This is a genomic window from Mesorhizobium temperatum (assembly GCF_002284575.1).
Lineage (GTDB): Bacteria > Pseudomonadota > Alphaproteobacteria > Rhizobiales > Rhizobiaceae > Mesorhizobium > Mesorhizobium temperatum.
Window position 1 is genome coordinate 28689 of the sequence record NZ_NPKJ01000022.1, and the last position, 23032, is coordinate 51720.

The 23032-nt window shown below is 57.8% G+C and carries 16 protein-coding genes and 3 pseudogenes; 11 read left to right on the forward strand and 8 right to left on the reverse strand.

What is annotated here, in order from left to right; genetic code table 11:
- The first annotated feature begins 1 nt into the window (after position 1).
- Positions 2 to 1462: an FGGY family carbohydrate kinase gene (locus tag CIT26_RS06105; protein WP_095491736.1), complete on the forward strand. Its 1461-nt coding sequence runs from the start codon at positions 2 to 4 to the stop codon at positions 1460 to 1462.
- On the forward strand, positions 1459 to 2151 hold the full coding sequence (locus tag CIT26_RS06110; protein WP_095491737.1) for a class II aldolase/adducin family protein: 693 nt from the start codon (positions 1459 to 1461) through the stop codon (positions 2149 to 2151). The genes CIT26_RS06105 and CIT26_RS06110 overlap by 4 nt, the downstream gene beginning before the upstream one ends.
- A gap of 57 nt (positions 2152 to 2208) precedes the next feature.
- On the opposite strand, the gene CIT26_RS06115 is transcribed toward CIT26_RS06110, so the two are convergent.
- Positions 2209 to 2682, reverse strand: a complete 474-nt coding sequence (locus tag CIT26_RS06115; protein ID WP_095491738.1) for a phosphatidylglycerophosphatase A family protein — start codon at positions 2680 to 2682, stop codon at positions 2209 to 2211.
- Positions 2683 to 3002: 320 nt separating this feature from the next.
- On the opposite strand from CIT26_RS06115, the gene CIT26_RS06120 reads away from it, so the two are divergent.
- On the forward strand, positions 3003 to 3554 hold the full coding sequence (locus CIT26_RS06120) for a CDP-alcohol phosphatidyltransferase family protein (RefSeq protein WP_280951099.1): 552 nt from the start codon (positions 3003 to 3005) through the stop codon (positions 3552 to 3554).
- 150 nt (positions 3555 to 3704) lie between these two features.
- Here the strand turns inward: CIT26_RS06120 and CIT26_RS06125 are convergent, their stop codons facing one another.
- On the reverse strand, positions 3705 to 4379 hold the full coding sequence (locus CIT26_RS06125; RefSeq protein ID WP_095491740.1) for a protein-L-isoaspartate(D-aspartate) O-methyltransferase: 675 nt from the start codon (positions 4377 to 4379) through the stop codon (positions 3705 to 3707).
- 670 nt (positions 4380 to 5049) lie between these two features.
- Between CIT26_RS06125 and CIT26_RS06130 the strand changes: the two genes are divergently transcribed.
- Positions 5050 to 6042 (forward strand): glycosyltransferase family 2 protein, encoded by a 993-nt coding sequence (locus CIT26_RS06130; protein WP_095491741.1) that lies wholly within the window; start codon positions 5050 to 5052, stop codon positions 6040 to 6042.
- A gap of 187 nt (positions 6043 to 6229) precedes the next feature.
- Here CIT26_RS06130 and CIT26_RS06135 read toward each other — a convergent pair whose 3' ends face one another.
- Positions 6230 to 7528 (reverse strand): polysaccharide biosynthesis/export family protein, encoded by a 1299-nt coding sequence (locus CIT26_RS06135; RefSeq protein WP_095491742.1) that lies wholly within the window; start codon positions 7526 to 7528, stop codon positions 6230 to 6232.
- 122 nt (positions 7529 to 7650) lie between these two features.
- On the opposite strand from CIT26_RS06135, the pseudogene CIT26_RS06140 reads away from it, so the two are divergent.
- The 3 genes and pseudogenes from CIT26_RS06140 to CIT26_RS06150 all read left to right on the forward strand — a co-directional run.
- Positions 7651 to 7791 (forward strand): annotated as a pseudogene (locus CIT26_RS06140) (molybdate ABC transporter permease subunit); the annotation flags it as partial.
- A 457-nt stretch (positions 7792 to 8248) separates the two neighbouring features.
- Positions 8249 to 8452 (forward strand): exopolysaccharide production repressor protein, encoded by a 204-nt coding sequence (locus CIT26_RS06145; RefSeq protein ID WP_095491743.1) that lies wholly within the window; start codon positions 8249 to 8251, stop codon positions 8450 to 8452.
- A gap of 581 nt (positions 8453 to 9033) precedes the next feature.
- A complete protein-coding gene (locus CIT26_RS06150; RefSeq protein WP_095491744.1) occupies positions 9034 to 10908 on the forward strand; it encodes a Wzz/FepE/Etk N-terminal domain-containing protein in 1875 nt (624 codons plus the stop codon).
- 272 nt (positions 10909 to 11180) lie between these two features.
- Here the strand turns inward: CIT26_RS06150 and CIT26_RS06155 are convergent, their stop codons facing one another.
- From CIT26_RS06155 to CIT26_RS06175, 5 genes and pseudogenes are all read right to left on the reverse strand, one after another.
- A complete protein-coding gene (locus CIT26_RS06155) occupies positions 11181 to 12284 on the reverse strand; it encodes a glycosyltransferase (RefSeq protein WP_167391295.1) in 1104 nt (367 codons plus the stop codon).
- Positions 12285 to 12564: 280 nt separating this feature from the next.
- Entirely contained in the window at positions 12565 to 13530 is a 966-nt protein-coding gene (locus tag CIT26_RS06160) for a glycosyltransferase family 2 protein (RefSeq protein ID WP_095491746.1), read from the reverse strand.
- Positions 13527 to 14843, reverse strand: coding sequence for an O-antigen ligase family protein (locus CIT26_RS06165; RefSeq protein ID WP_095491747.1), 1317 nt, complete (start codon positions 14841 to 14843; stop codon positions 13527 to 13529). Before CIT26_RS06165 ends, CIT26_RS06160 begins: the two co-directional genes overlap by 4 nt.
- Positions 14844 to 15048: 205 nt before the next feature.
- Positions 15049 to 17106 (reverse strand): hypothetical protein, encoded by a 2058-nt coding sequence (locus CIT26_RS06170; protein WP_095491748.1) that lies wholly within the window; start codon positions 17104 to 17106, stop codon positions 15049 to 15051.
- A 752-nt stretch (positions 17107 to 17858) separates the two neighbouring features.
- Positions 17859 to 18592: pseudogene (locus CIT26_RS06175) on the reverse strand (IS3 family transposase); the annotation flags it as partial.
- Here CIT26_RS06175 and CIT26_RS37010 point away from each other — a divergent pair.
- The 4 genes and pseudogenes from CIT26_RS37010 to CIT26_RS06195 form a co-directional block, all read left to right on the forward strand.
- Positions 18589 to 18710 (forward strand): annotated as a pseudogene (locus tag CIT26_RS37010) (IS3 family transposase); the annotation flags it as partial. The pseudogenes CIT26_RS06175 and CIT26_RS37010 sit on opposite strands and share 4 nt — an antisense overlap.
- Positions 18711 to 19196: 486 nt before the next feature.
- On the forward strand, positions 19197 to 20678 hold the full coding sequence (locus CIT26_RS06185; RefSeq protein ID WP_167391296.1) for an ATP-grasp domain-containing protein: 1482 nt from the start codon (positions 19197 to 19199) through the stop codon (positions 20676 to 20678).
- Positions 20671 to 21432, forward strand: coding sequence for a DUF2334 domain-containing protein (locus tag CIT26_RS06190; RefSeq protein ID WP_095491751.1), 762 nt, complete (start codon positions 20671 to 20673; stop codon positions 21430 to 21432). Before CIT26_RS06185 ends, CIT26_RS06190 begins: the two co-directional genes overlap by 8 nt.
- Before the next feature lie 567 nt (positions 21433 to 21999).
- Positions 22000 to 22851, forward strand: a complete 852-nt coding sequence (locus tag CIT26_RS06195; protein ID WP_095491752.1) for a sulfotransferase — start codon at positions 22000 to 22002, stop codon at positions 22849 to 22851.
- Positions 22852 to 23032 lie beyond the last annotated feature (181 nt).

Sequence of the window (23032 nt, forward strand, 5' to 3'; positions counted from 1 at the left end):
GATGGGTGATGGGCAGAAGGCGGACGGTGCAAGGATTGCCGTCTTCGACGTCGGCAAGACCAACATAAAGCTCTCCGCGATGACGCTCGACGGCGTGCTCGTGGAGAGCCTCTCTGTCCACAACGAAGTGCGGCCCGGTCCACCTTGGCGGCAGCACGATCTCAACGGCATCAGCGACTGGCTGTTCGGCTCGCTCGCCACTTTGTGCCGGCATCATCCGCTGGAAAAAATGGTCGGCACCGGACATGGCTCCGCGGGAGTTCTGGTGAACGCAGATCCCGACGAGCCTTCCGCCCTGCCGATGATTGACTACGAGCAGGATCTGCCGCCGGCAATTCGCGATGGCTATGCGCCGCTTTCGGGCGATTTCTTCGATCGCGGCAGCTCGATCATGCTGAAGGCCGCCCACCAGGCGCGCCAGCTGTACTGGATGCAGCAGGTTTATCCGGAGCGCGTCGCTCAGGCTCGCTGGTATCTCGGCTTGCCCCAATATTGGGCCTGGCGGCTGTCAGGCGTGCCATCGGCTGAAACGACGATCCTCTCGGCGCAATCCCATCTGTGGAACAATGTGCGCAAGCAGTGGGCGCCCATTGTGGCGGGGCAGGGATGGCAGCGCCTCATGCCACCATTTCATCCGGCCTGGGAGAGGTTGGGGCCAATCCGGCAGGATCTGGCGCGCCGGCACGGCATACCGGAAGAGCTTTCTATCCTGACCGGCGGCCACGACAGCAGCCTGAACCTCTACCGCTATCAGGCGGCAGGCATGCGCGACGCTTGCGTGATCTCTACCGGAACCTGGATTGTCGGAATGTGCGCGGCGACACCTCTCGACCAACTCGATGAAAATCGCGGAATGGTGCTGAACAGCGACGTGGCAGGACGCCCGGTCGGCGGCGTTTTGACCATGGGCGGACGTGAGTTCAGTCATGTGGCAGGGCAGGGGCAAGAAGGAAATGCCGCCGACGCTGCGCTGGTCAGTTTGCTGATTGAGCGGGGCACTTTCGCATTGCCGTCGTTCGGCGACGATGACGGCCTGTTTCCAGGCAGCGCCGGGCGCGGCCGGTTTGAGGGGCCGCCCGCAGAAACCCCTGCAGAGCGCAAGGCGCTCGCAGTGCTCTACGCCGCGCTGCTGACGGTGGAATGTATCGATGCGCTGAACGAAAACGGGCTGGTTGCATTGGATGGCACCTTCCTGCGAGACCCGCTCTACGCCACACTGGTTGCCGCGCTGCGGCCAAACGCCGAAACGGTCTACAACCTCGACTCCTATGGCACCGCTTCGGGTGCGGCGCTACTTGGCGAGCATGAAACTCGTGACACGCCGGCTCCGATCGCGCTCAGCCTGCCGGCCGCCTTTGCCGGCGAGCAGGAGGCCCTCGCAGCCTATGCACAGCGGTGGCGCGAACTGATCAAGCGAAACAACTTGCAACAGGGCAAGACCAGCAAAAGGAACGATCGATGACTGATGACAGCGCTCTGCGCCGCGAAATGGTGGATGTTTGCCGCCGGATGAACTCCAGCGGTATCAACCAGGGCAATGCCGGCAACCTGTCGGTGCGCTCCAGCGACGGTTTCCTGATCACGCCCTCGTCGCTGCCCTACGAAACGATGACGCCCGAAGACATCGTCGAGATGGACTTTGACGGTACCTATGTCGGCCGACGGCCCTCGTCGGAGTGGCGCTTCCACCGTGACATTTTGAGGGAGCGGCAGGAGATCAACGTCGTACTGCATTGTCACTCGCTCTACGCCACGACGCTGGCCTGCCATCACAAGACGATCCCGAGCTTCCATTATATGACAGGGGTGGCGGGCGGTACGACCATCCGCTGCGCGGAGTACGCAACCTTTGGCACGCAGGCCTTGTCCGACAATGCCTTGGTTGCACTCAAGGATCGGCTCGCCTGCCTGCTCGGCCAGCACGGCCAGATTTCGCTCGGCAAGACCATGGAAGCCGCTTTGTGGCTGGCGAACGAGGTCGAAACCCTTTCGCGCATGTATGTCCAGGCGCTTACCCTTGGCGAGCCGCCGGTCCTTTCCGACGAGGAGATGGCGCGGGTGATCGAGCAGATGAAGAAGATGAGCTATGGCCAAGCGCCGGATCCGGAGGGAACGAACGATTTGGCGCGGCCGCGCGGTGCTGCGGCCTAGCGCTGCTGCGGCAGATTTTAGTGGAGAGAGGTCTGTTTTTCCCTCGACTGTGGCAGGTTACGGCAAACGTTGAATCAAATCGTTCAGCAAAAGCAGCAACGCGCCGGCGACCAGAGCCGCAGCCGCGTCGTCCAGCATGATGCCGACCCCACCCCTTACTTTCTCATGCACGACGCCGATGGGCCAAGGCTTGACGACGTCGAAAAACCGGAAAGCAAGGAAACCTGCTGCCCACCAGACCGGGTCGAGCGGCAGCATGGAAAGCGTTGCGGCGGTGCCGAAAGTCTCGTCAATGACGACGATCTGCGGATCCTCCGTCCCGGTACGGGAGATGACATGCGACGACGCCCATACTCCCACGGCAAATACGGCCATGTAGGCAAGCACGATCAGCCAAGGCGATGCAGGTATCAGGACCGCGGCAAGAGCCACTCCGACGCCCGCGCCGACCGTGCCCGGCCATACCGGAGATAATCCTGCGCCGGCAGAGGTCGCGAGCAGGTAAGCAAACTTGGGCAGAAATTTACGCATGGAGTTTCGGACGGCCTCCCCACGAATTGCGAATTTTCCGTTTCGCCGCCAACTTGACAGCCTCTGGCTACCTTAATCCATTGGCCGCATTCGCCAAGGAAACCCTGCTGGGTTGAGCCGGGAAAGACGTCTGAGCCGGTCTCGGCCCGCGTTGACCAACTCGAACGGTGCCGATTGGCTGGAACGAACCCGCAATTTGCCGGTTAAGCTCCGCGCAACGACATCATCAGAGGAGCCGAGTAATCATGATCGCCGGTCTCATGAAACGTCGTATCGACCCGCTATGGGAGCATGCCGCTTCTCCGCTGGTCGGGATCGGCATGACCCCGAACCAGGTTACATCAGGCGGGCTAGTGCTCGTCGCCCTGTCGTGCGCCGCCTATCTATACCACCAGTCAAGCCTTGCCTTTGGCCTTTGCCTCGCGTTTGCCTTCACCTTCGACGCGCTGGACGGCGCGGTTGCCCGTCGCAGACATATGAGCACCAAGGCCGGTGGTTATTTCGACGCCATGGCCGACCGTTATCAGGAGCTTGCCGTTTTTGCGGCAATAGGCTGGGTCGCCGATCTGTGGGCGATCGCAATGATCGCATTCGCCGGCGGGATCCTCACCAGCTACGCCAAGGCGCGGACGGCGATCGAAATCCCTATAGAAAACCACGCGTGGCCCGATTTCTTCGAACGGATGGAGCGCCTGGTGTTCATTTGCGTGCTGCTAGTCGCCGACGGATTGGCGACCGCCATGAGCGCCGCTTCGCCCTGGATTCTAACGGGCGGGTTCGCGCTTTACGCACTGCTGGCAAACGCCACAGCTGTGCAACGGATCAATCGCGCATTTGCGATGCTCAAACGAGCGGACGCGAAGCAGCCGTGAGACCGCGAGACCCCATACTGATTTTGGGCGGCGGAAACGCGAGGCGCTGTCGCGGGCACAGTCGGATTAAAAACAATCCTCGCGCGGCCTGCGTCATCTCTGGCCATAGCGAAGTTGCTGACCCTGTGGGGCCAGATGTCCGCACCCTCATTAGACCGTTTCGAGCCGGCTGAACCGAACCGGGATGAGTTTGCGAGTCTTCAGTTGCCCTGCCGAATCCTTGTCGATGACCGTCAGCAACTGCACTTCCTCAGGTCCGACAGGCAGAACCAGGCGTCCCCCCGGCTTGAGCTGATCAAGTAAAGCCGGCGGCACCCGCTCGGCCGCCACGGTGACCAGGATCTTGTTGAATGGGGCGTGCTCAGGCCAGCCGCGAGACCCATCTCCGACACGAATGCTGACATTGGATAGACCGAGGCGCTGCAGGAGAGTCTCGGCGTGGCTTGCGAATTCCTCGATGATTTCAACGCTCCAAACGTGCCCGGCGAGTTCCGCGAGGATTGCGGTTTGGTAGCCCAGCCCGGTGCCGATCTCGAGCACCGCCTCGTGCGGTTGGGGAGCAAGGAGATCGGTCATGAGAGCGACGATGAACGGTTGCGAGACGGTTTTATCGAAGCCGATCGGCAGCGGCATGTCCTGGTAGGCATAAGGCGCAACCGAGGCTGGCACGAAGAGATGCCGCGGCACTCGCCGCATCGCAGCCATCACGCGCTCATCGAGCGCCGCCTTGCCGAGTTCTTCGCTTGCAAGGTCGGTATGGATTGCAATCATCTCGACCATGTGCCTGCGTAGCACTGCGAGATGCTCTTCGTTCATTGGTTTCATGACCGTCGGGCTTTCTTCAACCAGGCTTGCTGCCAGATAGGCTTATATCCTGTTCGTCACAGCNCACTGCGAGATGCTCTTCGTTCATTGGTTTCATGACCGTCGGGCTTTCTTCAACCAGGCTTGCTGCCAGATAGGCTTATATCCTGTTCGTCACAGCAACGCCCGCCATCGTTTCCAGTTGCGGGTGGCCCACGGCGACCGGAGGTAATTTTGGCGTTGCGTCTTGGTAGAAATGGTCGGCGGCCCTGGAGATCGCGTGCCATATCGCCATAGCGGTATGTCCTGGATCGCGGTGATTGAACGATGAACGGCTGAATCGCGTGCATGCGTGGGCAGCCGGCGATCTCGACCGGGGCGTTGTCGTTGTAGTCGTGGACGCCTGTTTCACCGATGCTGCGACTGCTGCATGGCTTCGGCAGCGGAATGCCGCGACGGGCGGTTCGGGAGGTTCCTCACTCACCTTCACAATCGGAGTTCCTAAATATCCAGCTAAAGTCCGGAAGCCGCTACTTATCGCTTCCAGGAGTGCTGAGTGGAGCTCGCCGGGGCCTCTGCCTTGCCGCTCGGCCGTCGTGGTTGAATCCTCATCAGCTAAAGTAGTGAAATCTGATGGAACTACCGGCCCTGATGTGCCATTTTACCACGTCGTGAGAGAAGACGAAGGCAAATGAGCCAGCACAATGCCACTGTAATAGGCGTCGTGGTGCCCATGTTCAATGCCGAGAGAACCATTCTCCCGACGCTGACCAGCATCTGCCAGCAGAGCCACCAGGCGCTGGACATTATCGTAGTGGATGATGGGTCGACGGACCGGTCCGCGTCAATCGTGGCCGCCTATGCCGAGCAAGATCGGCGTATACGCCTTTTCAGGCAGCCGAACGCGGGTGTTGCGCACGCACGCAACAGCGGCGCCGCTGCCACCGATGCGGAGTTTCTAGCGTTCGTGGACGCGGATGATCTTTGGGCTCCGTCCAAAATCGCACTGCAACTGCGCGTCCTGCAGGAAGGAGGCTCGTCAGCTGGCCTGGCATATTGCTGGTTTGCGGAGATCGACGAGGACGGTCGGATATTTTCATTCAAACAGCCCGATGCCGATGGTCGCGTGCTGCAACGCATGTGCAGAAACAACTTTGTCGGTAACGGAAGTTCGATGCTTCTACGTCGCTCCGCATTCGAGCGGGCGGGACAGTTTGATCCTTCCCTGAGGGCGAGGAACGCACAAGGCTGCGAAGATCTTCTAATGTGCCTCAGAATAGCGGAGAATTACGAGTTTCGTGTCGTGCCCCAACATCTAGTGGGTTACCGGAGGACGATCGGCAACATGTCGAGCGATGTCATGCAGATGTTTCGTTCGTATGAAATTGTCCTAGCCGAGTTTCGCGAGAAATATCCGCAATTTGGGAGCGATCTCAATGCCCATCTGCTTGACACGATCAATGGGCTTGCCGTGAGAGCTTTGGTTCAAGGGCGGCCTTCCGCAGCCTGGTACCTGTCGAAGAAGCTCTTTGTCCTGGAGCCGCGCACGGCCATTTCACGTCTGCCTCATACGGTCGACGTCTGCTGCCGGGGGCTGGTTCCTCGCTGGATCAAGGTTCGAGTGAAACGGATGCGAAACGCCGAGTCTCGGTCTCTTTATGGAAAGATTTATCTGGAGAGGTGAGCGCGTCCCCTGTTCGGGCGCACCGAGCCGGAGCTGTTGAGGCTAGATGCTTGATCCCAGGCTTTGGCGGCGCACGCGGCAACCACGTCATTGCCCGGACCCTGAGCGGCCACCAGAACTCTCTTGGTCCAGATCACATCTCGATAGGACACGGTGTAACTGCGCGCCGCTCTATTACAATATTTAGTTAGTTCGCGGCCGCCGCCCCTGGTGGGGCCTGCAGCGTAATTGTGATGGTGTCACCCGGAGCGAGCAGAGTATCTTCAGTCGCCTCGGTCGTCGCTGCTTGTCCGTCAGTGGAGCGGGTTACACCGATCGTAATTCGGTCCCCTTCGCCAACAAGGTCGCTGCGCATCTGCATCACGTAGGCGATTTGTTTGGTCAATGAATCCATCTCAGCGCGCATTTGCGTCATCGCCGCGCGTTCAGTCTGCAAGTCAGCCAACAGGTCAATTCGACCCTGGTCGATAAGCTTATCAAGACTGCGCTGCAAATCCCCTTGGTCGCGTTCAAGTCGAGCGATCTCAGCGTTGGTTTGCAAAGCGCGGGTCGCTGACAAGAGCACTGCGCGTTGAGCATCGTTGACCCTCGTGATCTGGATCAGACCTTTTTCGAAGAGCTTCTTGAGGCGATCAAGTTCCGCCGCATCTGCGGCTGCGCCCGCTTGATCCGCCTTCTGCTGCTCCTTCAGGTAGCCCATTCGTTCTGCCGCCTTGGTTGTGGCCAACTTAATCGAAGCGCGCTCCTTCTCCTGATCCGCATAGACAGCTTCAAGATGCTTCCCCTCCTGCTGCAAAGCTTCGTCGCGACGAGGTTCGAGGCTCGGGTCACGTTCTGCGTCCGGAACCTCAATCGCTCTGGCGCCGCTCAGCTGCGCCTCTATGCGAGCAGCTTTGATTTCGCTTTCCTGGTACTTGATGCGCAGAATGTGGAGGCGGCCGCCAAGGTCCGCTGCTGTCATTTCAGGGTTTTCAAGCTCACCGCGACCGAGCTTGTAGCCGCCGCCAGCCGCCACAGCTTGTCGGACAGTCATTCCTGGTCTGAAGGGCTGAATCCCAGGAGAGGCAATGTCCCCGTCAATATAGACGGGTCGGTATTCCTCAATATCAACAATAATCTGATCTGGGTAAAAACCAGTCCAAGTCTCAGTGCCGTCGGCGGATCGTTGCGGAAGGGATTTTGGTTTTAAAACTTCGATTACCTCCTTGCGAACATCCTCTATTGTCTTCCCGAGAACCTTTAGGGGGCCTAGGACCGGCAACATAATTACACCGCTTTGGTCGATCACAGCTCGCTTTTGCATCTCGGGATAGCCCATGACAGCGAAGCCGATCACGTCGCCAGTCTGCAGACGGTACTCGCCGACATTGTACTCCTCTGCTAGGGCAAGGCCATTCGACAGATTCGCGTTTGCGAACAACAGAAACATGCATGCGAGCGCAGCGCAGCTGCCTGCCCGCATCCAGCGCACCGATCTATTCAACATTCGCGATCACCCCGCAATGCTTGAGCATGACATCGACGCAGACCTTTCTCACAATGCCATTCCTTTGAGGCGAATTTACGCTCTGAACAACGGCAACAAGGCAGCCGATGTTCCGAGATCGCCCCACTCTGACCGTCATCCGGCTGGAAGAATACAACTATCCGGCGGCCACCGCGATCGCGGCGATCATGGTTTTGCTATCGTTCGCGATGCTCCTGGTCGTCAATCTGGTGCAGTCGTGGAGCCGCAAACGCTATGGCTGACGTCACCATCGTGTCGCCGATCGGAAGCGACACCGCCGGCCAGCGAGCAGCCGATCGCGCGCTACCTGATGGCAGTCGCGTTCTGGTGGCCTGAGCGGCATTGGCCGCCTGAGGCGCGGCCGCCATGTCCGCCGCTCCGCTAAACACGGAAGCTGCGCGGCGGACACACCAACGTCGAAGCCATCCCATTTTGCTCAACTCGGCGCACACACCTCGACTCAGCCTCTGCCTAATCCAGATCGCATGGCATGGCCAATCCGCGTGGCAAACCTCTTCAGGCCGCCGAACGGGAGTTGGTCGCGCCTGGAAGCAAGCGTCCCGGCACAGGTTGGGGCGTCTTTATTCGCACCTGCTAATATATTGGTCGCCCTGACCCGTTCCGATATGTTATGATGGTTAACGCGCTGAGGCCTGGATAGCCAAGAAGCGCGTCACACCAGCGGCTGCGAGTGGGACGATGTCCTTTTTGCTTTTTTTGCGAGGGTATATCATAGTACTGTTGGCATTCGCCATCAGTACATATTTGCTCACCGCCTCCCTCTGGAGCACGTTTGTCCAAACGCTAATTTGTGGGATCTTGGTACAGATCGGGTACTTTGTTGCTATCATGCTGCTGGTGCGCCGCCGCTCGGTCACCAAAGAATCGATGATTCCGAAGTAACACATCGCGCGATGAGTCCGAAAGGGAGCAACTGCCGAGCCACTTAGTAAGTGAGGCGGGCCACTCTCCCCCCTTTATAGGCTCTGGCTGCTAGAGTAGGACGATCAGCAAGATGACACCCCACACCACGAAACAAAATGTGACTGCAACCTGTCTCATTCGGGCAGCGGAGAGGCTTTCCGCGAGGCGCCAGATGCGCGCAAGACCCTTGAGGTGATCGTTATCGCGCGTCTGTGATCGACGAGCCATTCCTGTTTCCCGCAGGACAGGCTCAACCTGAGGCCGGAATCTCTTGCTCAGATGTTTTGCCATTTGGCACGACTCAATTTCTTCCTTCAATTGGAGCTTACGACATGCAGCGGAATTGCGGCAGTCGGAGCATGGGCCGCGTGAGGTTTCGTTTATAGCATCGAGGTTAGGAGTTGCGCCTTTGACGAAAAGCGGGCTGATGCCCGCCCCGAGCGGTGCGCCGGTGCTCCGCGAGCGTCGATACTGAATTTGCAGACATTTAGTCAGATAATGTGGTATGGTGTTGTCACTAGCAATGCGCTGCCAGTCTCATCCCACGGGTTTGAAGGCTTATGCTCCGCGAAGTTGAAAAGCACCCGGATTCTGCCTTCACATTTGGCGATCCTCAGTGGGGAACGATTGATCTCGAAACACTCGTGGCGGCAGCGCAACGGCAGTTGAGGTTCGTCCTTACATGCGCGCTCACAGGACTTGTGCTGGGGCTGGCGTATCTTTGGGCCGAGGTGCCCTTGTACGAGTCGACCGCCAGAATCCTGATCGACAAGAACCAGCCATCCGTCGTGACGAAGTTAACAGAGAGCGGAAGCTCCGCACCGCTTGACCCGATGATGCTGAGTCAGGTCGAATTGTTGCGTTCCGACCGCATCGGGCTAAAAGTCGTTGACAGCCTCGGTCTTGCTACCGATCGCTCTTTCTTGTCAGCGCCATATTCATTGCTCAACAGTCTCACAGGATCGGTCGCTCGGTTGGTTTGGCCATTCATCGGCAGTTCCGAAGCAAGCGGAGCGCCGGTGAAATCGAGTGCCGCGCGAGGATCCGATCCTCGATGGCAGGCATTTGGCATTCTGGCTGAGAATATAACGGTAGCTCGTGTAGGGGATTCTTACATTCTGGAAGTCCAATTTCGGTCGCCTAGCGCCGAAATGGCGCAAAAAATAACCAGTAAGTATGCAGAAATCTATATTTCTGACCAAGTCGGAGCCAAAGACGAGTCGATTATCCGAGCTCGCGGCGCACTGGCGGAAGAGCTCGAGACGGTGCGGAAGCGATCGGTCGATGCCGAGCTCGCAATCCACAGGTTCCGAACAGACAATACGCTGACCAAGGAAACGCTGGTTACCTTGCGCCAGCTCGAACTTGAGGCGTCCTCTCTCAAGTCGCAATATGAACAGGTCCTGCAGCAGTACCAAGCGAGCCTGCAGAACCTTTCGATGGCGTTGACGGAGGCGCGGACTATCTCGGAGGCAGCAACCCCCAGCAGACCGAGTTCTCCGAACAGCAGTCTTACGTTGGCGTTCTGCGTCGTGCTCGCCGGCATGGTTGGCGCCGGTGTGGGCGGAATTCGGGAGTACCGGGAGCGCTTTTTCCGCACGACGGCTCAAGTGCGCGATGAGCTCGGACTTCAGACGCTCGGAATGATCCCTTTGCTGGACGGGAAGCCAATTCGCCGAAACAAGCACGATCGTGCGGCCGGGGAGCCGTCATTCATCGAGGTGGGGAACAGCGCTTTCAACTGGGTAGAGCAACATCCGCGCTCGGAATTCGCTGAAGCGATGCGAACTGTGAAAGTCGCTGTTGACGTCGAGTTACCAAGGAAGAGCACCAAGGTGCTCGGCATCGTTTCTTGCCTCCCGGGAGAAGGGAAGTCTCTGGTCGCTGCTAATTTAGCGATGGTTCTTGCTATGCAGCGTTGTAAGACGTTGTTGATCGATGCCGATATCCACAATCCGGGCTTGTCCCCTATGTTAGCCAACGGCTGGGAACGAGGCCTGGCCAACTTGTTGGCTGGAGAACTCAATCCGAGAGATTTGCTGGCCCATCAGTCATTGCCATTGAGGTTCCTGCCCGGCGTGAACGAGAGCCAACAAAAGCTCGCAAACACCATGCAGCCTATCGAGAAAATGGGCGACTTTCTGCTCAAGGTGGGCCCTATGTTCAATTACGTCGTCGTTGATTTGCCCCCGTTGGCTCCAGTCGCGGACGTGAGGTCCTTTGTCCAGCACCTCGACGGCCTTGTTCTGGTTGTTGAATGGGGTGTGACCGCTCGTACATTCGTGCGCGAAATCCTCGACAACAACCCGATCCTGGCGGATAAATGCATCGGCGTGCTGCTCAACAAGGTCGATATCAAAAGAATCAAGCGGTACCAAAAGTTCGGCAGCGCCGAATTTTACAGTGAACGTTATCATCGGTATTACCAGGCCTAGTTGTGGAGCAGGCATTGTTTTGTCTTGAGCAGATAGCCCAAGGAGGGCTTTGACGAACAACTCCGTCCGGGCCTATCCGCGCGAGACGCAGGAGATGGTGTTCGTCGGCAAGGACGGGCGATACATCGTCGCTTCCTCCAGCCGGTGGGCTGCACGCTGGCATCGGACTGGGAGAAGGGCCAGGTCGAGAACCATGTCGGACAGGTGGGATGCCGAGCAGTCAGAATTCACGATCGGCCCGGCTATCCTGGTCGCCAGTCCGTTGCCGGTCCTTACATTCCGCCACCCAACACCGCCGTAGCGCGGGCACGCAAAGCATCCTGCGAATAGGCCTGCAGCGTATCCTGTCGCGCCTGCATTCCAATCCTCCTGCAGAGCGTTTCATCGCCCGCCAACACCAATGCTTGCGTCACCGCCATCTCCGCTGAGGAAACAGTAAGCTTCAGCATATTCTCTCCGTGCTTGCCGTAATCCCGGATACCGCCGACGTCGGTCGCGATAATCGGAAGGCCGGCAAGCATCGCCTCGGCGACGACGATGCAGAACCCTTCCGTATCGGACAAGTTGATGAACACGTCACGATCACAGGCTAGCTCGGACCAGCGCGCGACATAGCCATGGAAATGCACGCGATCTCCAACGCCGAGCTCATCCGCCTTCCGTGAAAGCGCCTGCCGTTCCGGCCCATCGCCGTAAAGATCGAGGCTTGCAGAAACGCCGCGGTCTTGCAGCATTCGGATGGCCTCGATCAGGCGGTCAAAGTTCTTTAGCGCGATAAGCCGTCCGGCAGCAGCAAGGCGCAAGGGTGTGTGAAGCGCGTAATCGCGCTTGTGGCTGGAAGCCTCATCGGCGCAAAACAAAGGCACGATATGCGAGCGGCGCCTGCGCGGCAGGAAGTAGGCTTGCGTCTCTTGCAGCGTACTTTCGCAATCAGCCCAGATTTCGTCAACGCGCCAGGACAGGGCCTTGAGCACAGGGCCATAAATACCTGCGGCGCGCCGGGAGCGGTAGCGGGTAGTGTGTTCGAATGAAACGCAGTGCAGCCGAGGAGCAAACATCGCAACTAGCCGTCCCAGGAGATTGGCCTGCTTGAGCGACAACGCAACCATATCCGGCCGCCACTCCCGGATGAGGCGCAACATTACAAAGAACGTGCCCACAAAGGTGCGCAAGGAAGGCTCTTCACTCTGCGACGTCAGGATAAGATTGTGCTCTCCGATCTTTGCGGCGATTTCATCGGCAAGAGCCCCGCGACCACGGCAAAAGGCGAGAATCTTCAGCTCGTGGCCGCTGAAAAATCCTGCTTGCAGCAAGGTGAGCAGCCCATGCTCGGCGCCACCGGGATCGAATCCGTTGATGAAGTAAAGAATTCGCATTGTAATAGTGAAGCGCTCCGATTCTCTTGCACCTCGCATTTACTGTCGCAAATAACTGCCCGATCTTGTGTGGAATTCTCCTGCGCTTGTGGTGAGGGCTCACTGCTGGGGTCTGGAGACCTTTCAAGTTCTTACCCGCGTTAAGAGAGACTTGGCGACCGCGGAGAGCTCTGATTTCGCCTCCGTTATGGTCCTGTGTCGCGGTACAGAATAATCGGTACGGAAGGATTCCAGGGCTGCCGCCTGAGATGCTCGAACTCTCGCCATTCCGCCAGCATCTTTAAGAGCCGTCAGCAAAGTCTTTGCGCAAGGCGCGGTAGAACAATAGCTTGGCTGCACGGCGCACCTGCGGATCCATGCCCCTCGGCAGGGCGCAAAGAAAAAAGTAAACGTACACCCGCCATGACAATGGATCGTGCCACATCGCGCGAATGAGCAAGCGCGCTCCGCGTTTCTTTTCGCCTTGAGCCACGCAATCATTGCCCGCCTTTGCGTACAAACGCGCGTTGCGTCGACGCGCGAGGTGCGTAAGTTCCCGCCGTCGCATGGCCCATTCTCGCGTGAGGCGTTCGGCTACCGGCAGAAGCGCGTCGAGTCTGCGGGTTATGTTCGAGCCATGGCGCCGTTTATAGACGAGTGCTTCGGCCACATGTTGAAATGTCCAACGCTCGGCTGCGCGCATACAAAACTCTGTATCCTCTCCAGCCCTGAATGCCTCGTTGAATAACCCGATATCTTCGACCATCTCCCGCCGCATAACCATACTGGAAGGAATAATAGGCCCATCAAGCAGAAAATATGTCGGCAGCGTATCGCATTGGTCCGCGCGATAGCGGCGCACGGCGACGTGTAGAGCATCGGATAGATCCGGAGCGGAAAAATCGACAAAATCGCCATAGACAAGACCTGCCTTGCAGCCATTGCCCAAGACGGCTAATTGACGCTCAAGCTTGTCCTCGGCCCAGAAGTCATCGCCGTCGAGAATTGCGATAAGATCGCCGGCAGCATGTCTGATGGCAAGATTCCTCGCCGATGAAAGCCCGATACCCGCCGTCGTCAGGACATGTACGCGCGGCTCCCTGCGACCCAGCGATGCAATCACTTCCGACGAGCCGTCCTTCGAGCCATCATTGACAATGATGATCTCTTTGATGTGGCTCGACGCGGTCTGATTAATCACGCTTTCCACTGCCTGCACGATGAAGCGTTCTTCATTGTGGCATGTCATGATAACCGAAACACTCATCTCGTGTTTCCTGGCAAGGGGCTCGCGAGAAATCGAGGATGTCTCATGCTCCTGGGGTGGCTCCTCCGCATCCTGTGCAATGATAGGCAAAGCCCGTGCCGCGTCAATTCAGGCAGGAGCGAGACAAGACTCAGCGTAACGAAAGCTCGTGTGCCGGAGGCTTCTGTTCCAACGTAAAAGGCGCAAGGAACAAGGAGCACGAGGGGCAGAACCCGTGCCTGGGCCGCTCCGATCAATCCGTGAGAAAGCGCCCAGCTTAGAGTACGGCTTAAGCGAAACCATGCAGCAATCCATATGAGAACATAGAGGCTGAGCCCAATGATGCCGTTCTCGGTGAGGATACGTTGAAACTCGCCATGTATCGCAAGCCGCAACTCGTCAGGAAGTCCGCTGAAATCCGTTTCGATAATATTCTTGAATTGGTTCGTACCCACGCCCACCAGTGGATGTTCGGAGATGAGTTGTCTGGACAGAGTGAAAGCAAACGCGCGCTGGACATTGCTCGGCGTGTCTCCAGGGGCATATTTCCCCGTCGCCGCCAGATATTCGTGTTGCCCCATGCTCAGCGGATGGAGGATGGTCTGCAACTGCTTTCCGACATATGAGTTTTCCACTGTGGTCGCCAGCACGAAAAGACCCACGAAGCCGACGGCGATCGCCGGTACAATCGCAGCGAGCCGTCCGCGCATCAGTAGCGCAGCAGTCAGAAAGAGATAGATCAATAACGCCTTGCGTTCCCCAGATAGCACGAGCAGGGGAAGTATCCCTGCCCATGCAAGCCAAAGGGTGCGCCGCTTGGCCCGATTGGAGAAGATGAGGAGCCCCGCGAGCGCAATTGGAACGAAGCTGAACGCGAGCTTCGGATCGAACAGATGCTTCCAGCCGACCAAGTAGCCATGGGCGACATGCCAGGTGATCGTATAGGCGAGGATCAGCACCATGCCGAAAAGCAAGATGTTGACGGCCTTGTGCGTGTCGACCCGGCTGGCCTCCTGTGCCAAGGCGAACGCAAAGGCGCCCACAGCGGACATCTGCAACAGCTCGCGCAGGCCATTCTCTGCGTCCACGCTGAAGGCCGAGACCATGTGCCAGCCCAAGAAGGGCAGGAGCAGTAGAAAACCGGCTGAAAAAGCCAATCTTCGCCAACGCCCCGTCGCCAGGCCAATCAAGAGCGTCAGCAATGCGATCAGCTCGAACGGACGCAGCAGTACAAGATCCGTCTCGAGCCTGATTGGCAGGAAGAGGCTCAGTACCGCGAATGTGAGAAGATAACGCATCACAGCTCTCTCGCTGGGCGCGATCTTCTTTAGCATGTTCTCTTCCCCGGAAACAGAACTTATTGGATGTATCAGCCGACGAACTCATCGTTCCGCCCGCTGTGGCATCGCATATCGAAGAGGTTTCCGCCTGTTGGGAAAACTCACCCTCCTCGGCTGCGGGGAGGCTTACTGGTGGCAGAGCTCATCAGCAGTCCGACGAGAGTGATGACGCATGCTGGCGTCGCGCAGTCGATGCGTTCTAGCCGACGGTCTCGCTCTCCGGGGTCCAGGCTTCTGGCTGGTCGAGCACAGAGACCGCGCGAACATGGCAGCGAATCTTATGCCCGACATCCCGCGAGCTGAGTTCATAGCTTGTGCCGGTTTCGCCCACGATCGGAACGCCGTCGCGATACCAGAGATGCTCTATTTGCGACGCGACCACGTCCGATACGACGGTCAGCGCTTGGCCTGATGAAGCCTGGCCCGACAAAGCCGGCAAAGCCATGAACCCCGGCGGGACCTCGGCCAGATCCGTTTCTTTCTGCCGGACCTTTATATAGTCGATGACCATGTCATAGGTCTGGGATGGATCCGGTGAAGCACCACCCTTTTTGTCGTCATAGGCGAAATCCACCATGATGTATTTTTTCGCTGCGAGTTCCGGTGTCGTCGGAACGCGCGCTACTTCATAGCCGTCGATCACAAAATACGTGTAATCATCCTCGATCTGCGCGTACCAAGTATGAAATTCGCCATCGTATATGTCGATCGTCGCGGGAAAGCCATTCGATGGATCGACTTGATAGCCGGCGATTTTCCGGTGCACGCCACGTGGCGTGATATGTGGATCTGCATAGCCGAGTCTGGGTTTGTGCACGTGCTGGCTGATGTTGATATAGGCCCCGTTGAGACCGTCATATTCCCAAAAGTCCGTCTCAAGACGATTGCGCGTCCGCCAGAATAGCTGCTCCTTCCCATACGCCCAGAAAGCAGGAAAAAATCCCGGGCGGGGCGCGAGTATCTTCGGCAGTCTGGCGCGGATCTCAAAGATCCCCTTTCCCCAACACCGCCCCTGGCCATTGTTGTTCACGGAAGAGAACGCACCTGTTCTCCAACGGCCCTTATGCAAGAGCCGGAGCGCCAGCGTGTGGCTGGTGGCGTCGTGCACATAGGAGGAGGGCGACGCCGAGATCGGCGGGGTAACGGCGTCAACACCAACGGTCGTCAGATGGGTCGGCGCATACCAGATGCTGCTTTGCTCGCCTTTGGAATCATCGACAACCGAGTTGGATTCGAAGTCGTCAAAAAAAACCGTTGTGTAAGCGCGGATCGGCGGCGCCGCCTCACCACGATGAGCATATCGCCGCTCTTTGCCGATAGCTGCCCAGGACGCCCACGAGGCCGAATCGAATTCATAACGAGCGGGTTTGTCGTTCGCATCCAGGGCTGAAGGAGGGCTCTGGCGATAGGGATGATCGTCGGGCAGGTCGGCTTGCCGGCCGGCGCGCCACATGCCCCATCCCATCAACTTCTCGATCTGCGAGTCATTTAGTTCGCTTTGCCCGATGATGACGCAGTCGATCGCGACATCGGCCCTCATCGGATTGTTCACATCGCCCATGAAGCTCTGCGATTTCATCCGGTTGGGCGCCAATGCATAAACCGTCTGGCCGGCCGTCTTGACCCCATTCACCACAGCCTGCATCACGAACCCGCGGCGGTACCCGACCATGACATTCCAGTCGTCAAAATAGGTCGAGCACTGCCCTTCCTCGCTCTTGAGCTTTCCGTCATGGAGCCGCGAAACGAATATGCCGGCCGAGGGCTTGAAACAGACCTGGGGCTGGCGATGCACCGGGCCACCCTCCGCGCCATTGACGCAAAGAACGGAAACGTTTTCCGCGTCGGCATTGATCGCCGAATTGCACCGGGCGATCACGAGCCACCAGCGGTGAAGGTACGGCGCATCGTTATCGGCGGGCCAAGTCAATGCCTGTTTCGTGCCCTTCTTGAAGAGAACGCCGCCGTTATTCGGAAGCTTTGTCGGCCGCAGGGAGGGCTCGGCCTGCATCGCAGCCAGCGGCTTCACGCCGCCCGATTTCCACGAGGAGACTTCGCCTTCGGCCAGATCCTCCTGAAACCAGGATTTCACAATCATTTCCGGGAACAGACCAGGATGCCAGGAGTGAGCTTTCGGCTGCGAGCCTTGCGCCGGACCGGCGGCGCGGGCATCCCGTCCTGGGCGACCGGACGCCGTCAGCACAAGGGCGGCGCATGCGGCCCGCGCCAGATCTCGGCGAGAGATGCGGTTGGCCATTATCGTGTGCCTTACTTATCTCACGTCGCGCCAATAGTCGCTGGTTTCGGGGTAAGACTCCACCATGGACACCTGTTATCCATTATCGCGCTTCTCCTCACAAGCTCCGCAGCATATCATAGGGTTTCCGGTTGGCTTCAGCGACAACAAGGGAAAGTAGGTCGCACGCCTCATCCGATATGGAGAAAGAGATGCTGACGCTGATAGGATCGGTGCCTTGCCTCCCACCAGGCCGGAGAAAGCTCTTCCGCCCAATGCGCTTCTATTGAATTGCTTTGGCCGGGGTGGGTCAAGCGAAAAGCTGCGGATAAGGTTGGATGAAGCACCCGATCACATCGCACCAGATGTCAACACCCGAGCGGTTGCCCGCCTCGATCATTCAGAGCGGCAGCGGATTTGGACAGGCAACCGCGGAATTGTTCGGCTATGGAGCCGACAACTTCTGACCCGTTCGCTCAAACTAGCCGTAAGGAAGCTTTAGCCAATTGTCCTGGCCACATTCACCACGGCCTGCGACCCCGCCACCAGCCCGCGCTGGACTACAATCTTCGTCTTTCACATTCTCTTAATCAAGCAGCGCCCGGTTCCACGGATCGTAGTGGCGCTCGGCACAGCGTTGATATATTCGCTCCACCTATTATACCATCCGTCGAGCCAATGAGGCGCGCGATAATCTCGATACAAACGCCTCGCTTGCATCAAGCGAGAATTCGTTTTCCCGACTTCATAGCGTTTGACCTGCCCCTGAATTTTCATCCGGCTGCAATTAGAGCCTCGGCGGGTTTTACGCCGTATGGCGCGGGGTGAGCAACGGACGATCGGCGGAGCTGGTCGGGGTTGCGCAGCCGATCGTCCGTAGCGGTGAGATTGGCGGCATAGGCCGCAGGCGTGATGTATCCGATTGCAGAATGTGGGGCGCGACCGGTTGTAGTCGTCGGCCCATTCGGCGATCGTCGTTCGGGCATGGTCGAGGCCGAAGAACAGGGTTTCGTTCAGGAGCTCGTCGCGCATACGGCCGTTGAAGCTCTCGCAGAAGCCGTTCTGCATAGGCTTGCCCGGTGCGATGTAGTGCCATTCCACCCGATGATCCTTCGACCAGGCGAGGCTAGCGTCCGAGGTGAACTCGGTGCCGTGATCGGAGACGATCATGCCCGGCTTGCCGCGGCGGGCGATCAGCTCGGCCAGCTCGCGCGCCACCCGACGTCCCGAGATCGAGGTGTCCGGCATCGCCGCCAGGCATTCGCGCGTCACGTCGTCGACGATGTTGAGCACGCGGAAGCGGCGGCCGCAGGCGAACTGGTCGTGGACGAAATCCAGCGACCAGCGCGCGTTCGGGCCTTGCCTCGACCAGGATCGGTGCCCGCGTGCCGACGGCGCGTCGTCGTGACCGCCGCTTGCGCACCGCCAGCCCTTCCTCGCGATAGAGCCGATAGACGCGGTTGATTTCCGATGGCTCGCCGTCACGTCTGAGCAGGATGAACAGCCGCCAATCTCACCGCAACGGACGATCGGCTGCGCAACCCCGACCAGCCCCGCCGATCGTCCGTTGCACACCCTCGCCATACGGCGTAAAACCCGCCGAGGCTCTAATTGCAGCCGGATGAAAATTCAGGGGCAGGTCAGCTGTATTTGATCCCCGGCCACTGCTTGCGTTACACCCCCTTTCCGGGATATATTAGCGCCGGAACTTTCAGCATCTACGCATCTACCTAGCAACCCTTGCCGTGGTGATGGCCATCGCCTTTGTCTTCGCCCAGTTGTTCGAAGCTCCGGGGTCATCCATCAAGCTGTATTTGCGAGGCATGTTTTCGGACCGCCCTAAAACTCAAGTCGTGCAGGCGGTGAGCGTGTCGGAGCCCGAGGCGATGAGTCAGAACGTCCAACCTGCTAACAGGCAAGTAACACTGGCCCCACTCTCGAGCCTCGAACTGGACTGAAAAAAAAGTCGTTGGCGCGCCCTATGACAAGACCCCCCAAATAACAACTCCCGATTATTAACGATTATGAAGATTGCCTTAGTTGACGCAACCGATCGAGCCGGCCTTGCGGTGTGTCGATCCTTGGGTCGAGCCGGGCACGATATTACACACGTGCAGTTTGGAAACAACAAGAGAGTAGCCGATTTATCAAGGTATTGTCGCAATCGGGTTGCAATCGGAAATCCAAATATTGATTTGCCTCGATCAGCATTAAATCTTATAACGGCACTTGAAGATATTGACTATGTTATTCCTATAACAGATGGCGCTGTTGAACTTGTATACTATGCTCGTGATAATATAAAAACTACGATACTTGGCCCTCCATTCTGCTCTCTTCAGAAGGCAAAGAACAAGCTCGCCGCGATTTCCTTGGTAGCGCCTTGGTTGAAGGCCCCGCCAACGTCGCTGGTTCCGCCTAACGGCGACATTTCTGGAATCGAATTCCCCTGCTTTGCCAAGCCAATCTTCTCGTCTCACATTGTTGACGATCGACTGATCGGAACATCGGTCTCTTTCGTCAAGACAGCTAATGAGCTAGAGCGCAAGATCAGAGACACGCCTGTGCCTCTTTTGATCCAGGAGCCCATCTCGGGCCCGGGCGCAGGGATAAACTTCGCCTCATATCAGGGACAGCTTCTCGGTGTCTCCGTCACGGAACGGCTGCACGAGCCGGGCTATGGTGGCGGGAGCTCCTACAGGCGCTCTGGGAAGGTAACAGACCTTATTATAGAGGTTGCTAGCGGCCTTAGCGCTGCCCTTGAGTGGACGGGCGTGATGATGATTGAATGCAAGCGCCACGATGGAGAACTTTACCTGATGGAGTTAAATTGTCGTCCTTGGGGTTCGTTCAATCTCTCCCTCTTTGCCGGCGCGGATTATCCCACCTTAGTTTTGAACGCCTTTCAGGGTATGGGAACCGGTAAACTTGTGGTGGCGCGTGAAAACGTTTTCGCCAGGCACCTAAAGAAGGACATTGGCTGGGTTCTTCGAAATCCCCAGAAACTATTTCATTGGCTCGCTTCTTTCCGAATGGTGTTCTCTGGGACAGAGCAATTCGACGTTGAGCGATTATCAGATCCTTTGCCAGGAATGTATCAGTTTGTCACTGCAGTTCGTCCCTTGTACTCAAAAGCCGTCCTTCGCCTTCCGCATCGGACGGAGCGCCATGCGATTGATGTGTCCAAAGGGGTGGTATTTATCTGCAAGGGCAATGTGAATCGCAGTGTTGTGGCCGCCTATGTTGCCAATCAATTGGGCATTCCGGCCAAATCGGGATGTTTACTGACAAGGTCCGACCGGCGCGCTTCAATTGAAGTCGAAAGGTATATCGAAGGAACTCTTGGCACGAGCGCAGCGGGTCACCGTACGACAGTTCTGGAGCGTGCGATCTCGGGAGCAGAGAACGTCGTCGTATTCGAAAGTCGCCATGTCAACGAGGTCCGTAGGAGGGTCCCGCGCCATAAGGTATTTCTGCTGAGTGAACTCGCTGGAGAAAGCGGAGATGTGGCGGACCCGGACGGCAGGTCCTCAGACGTTTACGAAGAGTGTTTTCGCCGAATAACCGATCTGGTGAGGAAAGCGTTTGACTAAACTCGTGATCAGGGTGGACGACATCCACCCAAGAATGAAGTGGGCAACTTTCATGCGCTTCGTCGAAGGATTGTCGCGCCGCGGCTTGACGGCCACACTTGGCGTTATCCCGGAGTGCATGGACGCCCAGCTTTGCCACGATGCCCCGAGGAAGGAATTCTGGGATACGATACGCCAGCTTTCCACCGAGGGATGGATAGTTGCACAGCATGGGTACAGGCACGTCTACGACATCAGCCACGCCAACTACCTTGGCATCAGAAATCGAAGCGAGTTCGCAGGTCATCCGCTTGACATACAGGCCGAAAGACTTGCGGCGGGGGCCGAAATATTGCTTGCCGAAGGGCTAAGGTCCGACGTGTTCATGGCACCTTGGCATACATTCGACAACACTACTCTAAAAGCTTTGGAGCGCACTGGCTTCCGTTATGTTACCGATGGCTACGGCTTTTGGCCATATTCGGAGGGTGAACTTATAATGGTTCCGCAGCTATTCGCGCGACCGCACGGGTGGCGACTCGGCGTCTACACGTCATGCATCCATCTTGATGGAATGTCCGATGTAGAAATCGAAAGGATGGTAGGGGGTCTGCAACGCTTTGAAGTGGTCAGTCTGTATGAGGCTGCCAAGCTGCCGCGGCCGCTGACTATGTCTGTTCTGTCCCGGCACGCTACCAAAACCGCTATCCTTGCTCGTCGGTTGGTTAGGGATCAGATCAAAAAGTTACGCGCGGCAGTGCAGCCAACCCGCTAACACCTCATTAGACAGTAAGTTTCCTCTGGCTCTCGTCATTGCGGCCGCTTACGAACACGATCCCATCCGTGTCCGAGGACCGGAGCGCGTGATGCTCAGGTCTCCGGTTGGAACCGGCCCAACCGCCAAGGAACCGAGCACCAGCGCGCGCCTTTTGCAACTCGGCAAGTACATGCCGAGCCGATAAGTCACGCCATTGATCACAGAACACATCAGAGAATGCAGCGAACCATCAACCAGGATTTCACAATCATTTCCGGGAACAGACCAGGATGCCAGGAGTGAGCTTTCGGCTGCGAGCCTTGCGCCGGACCGGCGGCGGCGAGCATCCCGTCCTGGGCGACCGGATGCCGTCAGCAAAGGGGCGGCGCATGCGGCCCGCGCCAGGTCCCGGCGAGAAAGGCGGTTGGTCATTGTCGTGTGCCAATAATTGCTGGTTTCGGGATGTGACTTCTTAATATCGCGCTTCTCCTCACAAGCTCCGCAGCATATCATAGGTTTCAGTTTAGCCTTTCAACGACAGCCAGGGAAAGTGTGTCGCGCCTGATGCGATAACGGAGAAAGCAGATGCAGACCGCCGACAGGATCGGTGCTTCGCCTCTCACCAGGCCGGGCAAGGCTCTTCCGCCCAATGCGCTTCTATTGAATTGCTTTGGCCGAGGTGGGTCAAGCATTGTCTGGAATATCATCGGCAGTTCGCCGGATGTGTTGATGCCAAAGTACGAATGGCATGTGGGAGTGTTCGGACGTTTCTACAGGCTGCGCAAGGCTGCGTGCCGTATTGGCGGGGCCGTCAACTGGGCATCTGTTCCCGTCTTTTGGCGGCATATGCGCGCAGCGACTGCCGAGACCGTCCTCCCTGGGGAGCGCAACGAAAAGCCCCAAGCACGCTACGTCGTTTTGAAGGTGATGGATTACTACATCGCATTCGACGACGCGATTGCGCGCGGCTTTATGGAAGCGCGGAACCTTGTGCTTACGCGGCATCCATTGCCGATGTGCGAAGGGCTGATACGCAGCGGTCTCAGCGAGGCGAGCGCGATCAAATGGTACAATGATGTGACTAGGCTGATGTTCAAAGCGTCGAGGAAGCGTGATGCGCTATCGCTTCGATTCGAGGATTTGATCCAATCACCGGATGCGTTTGTTAGAAGCCTTTACGACGCGCTCGGCATAGCGACAGCGGAGGACGGAAAAATCAGGTTTAAGGTTAAATCATTTGGGACGGCGCGAAAGGCAAACGCAGACGCCGCAACTGGCGAAAAGCTGCGGATAAAATTGGACGAAGCATCCGATCACATCGCACCAGATGTCAACACCCGAGCGGTTGCCCGCCTCGATCGTTCAGCACGACAGCGGATTTGTGCAGGCACCCGCGCAACCGCGGAATTGTTCGATTATGGAGGTGACAATTTCTGAGTTTGCGCGGTTAACGGCGTTTGCCGCTTGGAGGAGCAGCCGTTCCGATGAGAGAAAACGGCAATCGCCTCCTCGTCAAGGAGGCCTACCGTCTCAAGGCCGCCGACTGTGTCTCCAATCCCCGTACCTATATGATGTGATTGCGCACCCTAAATCGTCGGATGGGCAGTCGAAGAGGCGC

Bases quoted from the DNA above. Each gene is read 5' to 3' on its own strand.
- CIT26_RS06105 (WP_095491736.1), top strand. From the start codon at position 2: ATGGGTGATGGGCAGAAGGCGGACGGTGCAAGGATTGCCGTCTTCGAC.
- CIT26_RS06110 (WP_095491737.1), top strand. From the start codon at position 1,459: ATGACTGATGACAGCGCTCTGCGCCGCGAAATGGTGGATGTTTGCCGC.
- CIT26_RS06115 (WP_095491738.1), bottom strand. From the start codon at position 2,682: ATGCGTAAATTTCTGCCCAAGTTTGCTTACCTGCTCGCGACCTCTGCC.
- CIT26_RS06120 (WP_280951099.1), top strand. From the start codon at position 3,003: ATGACCCCGAACCAGGTTACATCAGGCGGGCTAGTGCTCGTCGCCCTG.
- CIT26_RS06125 (WP_095491740.1), bottom strand. From the start codon at position 4,379: ATGAAACCAATGAACGAAGAGCATCTCGCAGTGCTACGCAGGCACATG.
- CIT26_RS06130 (WP_095491741.1), top strand. From the start codon at position 5,050: ATGAGCCAGCACAATGCCACTGTAATAGGCGTCGTGGTGCCCATGTTC.
- CIT26_RS06135 (WP_095491742.1), bottom strand. From the start codon at position 7,528: ATGTTGAATAGATCGGTGCGCTGGATGCGGGCAGGCAGCTGCGCTGCG.
- CIT26_RS06145 (WP_095491743.1), top strand. From the start codon at position 8,249: ATGTCCTTTTTGCTTTTTTTGCGAGGGTATATCATAGTACTGTTGGCA.
- CIT26_RS06150 (WP_095491744.1), top strand. From the start codon at position 9,034: ATGCTCCGCGAAGTTGAAAAGCACCCGGATTCTGCCTTCACATTTGGC.
- CIT26_RS06155 (WP_167391295.1), bottom strand. From the start codon at position 12,284: ATGCGAATTCTTTACTTCATCAACGGATTCGATCCCGGTGGCGCCGAG.
- CIT26_RS06160 (WP_095491746.1), bottom strand. From the start codon at position 13,530: ATGAGTGTTTCGGTTATCATGACATGCCACAATGAAGAACGCTTCATC.
- CIT26_RS06165 (WP_095491747.1), bottom strand. From the start codon at position 14,843: ATGCTAAAGAAGATCGCGCCCAGCGAGAGAGCTGTGATGCGTTATCTT.
- CIT26_RS06170 (WP_095491748.1), bottom strand. From the start codon at position 17,106: ATGGCCAACCGCATCTCTCGCCGAGATCTGGCGCGGGCCGCATGCGCC.
- CIT26_RS06195 (WP_095491752.1), top strand. From the start codon at position 22,000: ATGCAGACCGCCGACAGGATCGGTGCTTCGCCTCTCACCAGGCCGGGC.